The organism is Pantoea sp. CTOTU49201 (assembly GCF_032054795.1).
GTDB lineage: Bacteria > Pseudomonadota > Gammaproteobacteria > Enterobacterales > Enterobacteriaceae > Pantoea > Pantoea symbiotica.
This window is the reverse complement of the sequence record NZ_DAMBSA010000179.1, coordinates 1-1,832: the sequence shown is the minus strand read 5'-3', so window position 1 is coordinate 1,832 and position 1,832 is coordinate 1. Positions and strand designations below refer to the sequence as shown.

Here is a 1,832-nt window from a genome sequence, read left to right as displayed (position 1 = left end):
AACCACGTGATTTCAATCTTGCCAAGCTCGCTGAGCTTTACGAATGCACGCCAGAACAACTTACAGATGATTGAACGAAAAAGCCGGTACTCCCGGCTTTTTTGTGCCACACGATTCTGCATGAAGCTCGCGTGATGTTTTAGATTATAAGATTACACATCCGCGCCAAACGCCACATCCCGTTGCCCGCGCAGTTCTGCCAGCCGGCTTTCCAGCGCCGTTTCGATATTCTGATACGCCGTGCTGCCGAGCGCTAACCGCAGCGGCATACTGGGCTGTTCCAGCGTGGCGATCATCGCCGTGACACATTTTCCGGCATCGCCGGCAATGGTGAAATCGCCCGAAAAAATCGCCTGACGCAGCTGGCCTGCGGCGTTATCGCGATAAACCTCCAGCGCATTTGCCACGTCCAGACCAGCGCCAAAATTGGTTGCGGTCGGGCCGGGCTCCACCAGCAGGAAATCAATACCGAAGCTGGCGACTTCCTGGCGCACCGCTTCGACAAATCCTTCAATGCCCCATTTCGTGGCGTGATACAGGCTGAAGTTGGGATACGCAACCTGGCCGCCTTCGGAGGAAACCTGCGCAATGCGCCCGCCGCCCTGCTGACGCAGGAAAGGGATCACCGCGCGAATCAGCTGGATTGAGCCGGTGAGATTGGTGACGATCTGGCGCTCAATCTGCGCATCGCTCAACTCTTCAGCCGCGCCAAACAGGCCGTAAGCTGCGTTGCTCACCACCACATCAATGCGATCGACGGCGGCAAAAGCGCGTTCAATCGCAGGTGCGATGCTGGCGGTGTGCGCCAAATCCAGCGCAATAACCTGCAGCTGTTCGCCATAGGTTTGCTGCAGATCGGCCATCGCCTGTTCACGTCGCACCGTTGCCAAAACGCGATCGCCGCGCGCCAGTAAACGTTCACTCATCAATCGGCCCAGCCCGCTGCTGGCGCCGGTAATTAACCAGGTTTTCATGTTGTGCTCCTCATATTGAAAACCTGATGGTAGATCGCTTTACTGGTGGATAAAATCCACCTAATCGCGCATGACCCGGTGAGGAAAAACCACCAATGAGACGTCCTTCCTGGCACGAACTGCAAGCCATCAAAACGCTGGGCGAGCAGCGCAGCTTTCGCCGTGCCGCTGAAATGCTCGGCTTAAAGCGCTCGTCGCTCAGCCATCTGGTGAAAACGCTGGAGCACAATCTGGGCGTACAGCTGTTTCAACGCACCACGCGCAGCGTGTCGCTCACCGATGCCGGCCAACAGCTGCTGGATCGGCTTTCGCCGCTGCTGAATCAAATGGATGATGTGCTGCACGATATCTCCGCCAGCCGCCATCAGCATTACGGCACGCTGCGCATCAGCGCCAGCGATGCATCGATCGGTTTGCTGCTGGAACACGTAGTGGCGGACTTTAGCGCGCGTTATCCCGATATCCAGCTCGATTTCGCCGCGCAAGGTGCGTTAGTGGATATCACCGCCGCCGGTTTCGATGCCGGCATTCGGCTGATTGAGGATGTACCGCAGGATATGGTGGCCGTTCCGCTTGGCGGCCCGTTGACGTTTGTGACCGTCGCCGCGCCCGCTTATCTGGCAAGAAACGCATCGATTCTTCATCCGCGCGATCTGCTGCAACAACAGTGCATTCGCCAGCGCTTGCCGAGTGGTAAGCGTTATCAGTGGGAATATGCGCAGGCGGGCGAAAAGCATGAGATTGACGTGCCAGGCACGCTGACGTTAGACAGCAACGCGCTGATGGCGCAGGCCGCCCTCGCCGGTTTGGGCATTGCTTATGTGCCTTCGCTGTATGTGGAGAAAGAAATGCGCAGCG

General features: G+C 57.6%; 2 protein-coding genes. One reads left to right on the top strand and one right to left on the bottom strand.

The window, feature by feature from the left end; translation table 11 throughout:
• Window positions 1-152: 152 nt before the first annotated feature.
• Window positions 153-974 carry an SDR family oxidoreductase gene (locus RTY00_RS13565; protein ID WP_312664809.1) on the bottom strand — a complete coding sequence of 274 codons (822 nt, stop codon included), beginning with the start codon at window positions 972-974 and terminating at the stop codon, window positions 153-155.
• Between the two features lie 95 nt (window positions 975-1,069).
• On the opposite strand from RTY00_RS13565, the gene RTY00_RS13560 reads away from it, so the two are divergent.
• Window positions 1,070-1,832: LysR substrate-binding domain-containing protein (locus RTY00_RS13560; protein WP_312664808.1), on the top strand; the 763-nt coding region annotated here is incomplete at its 3' end.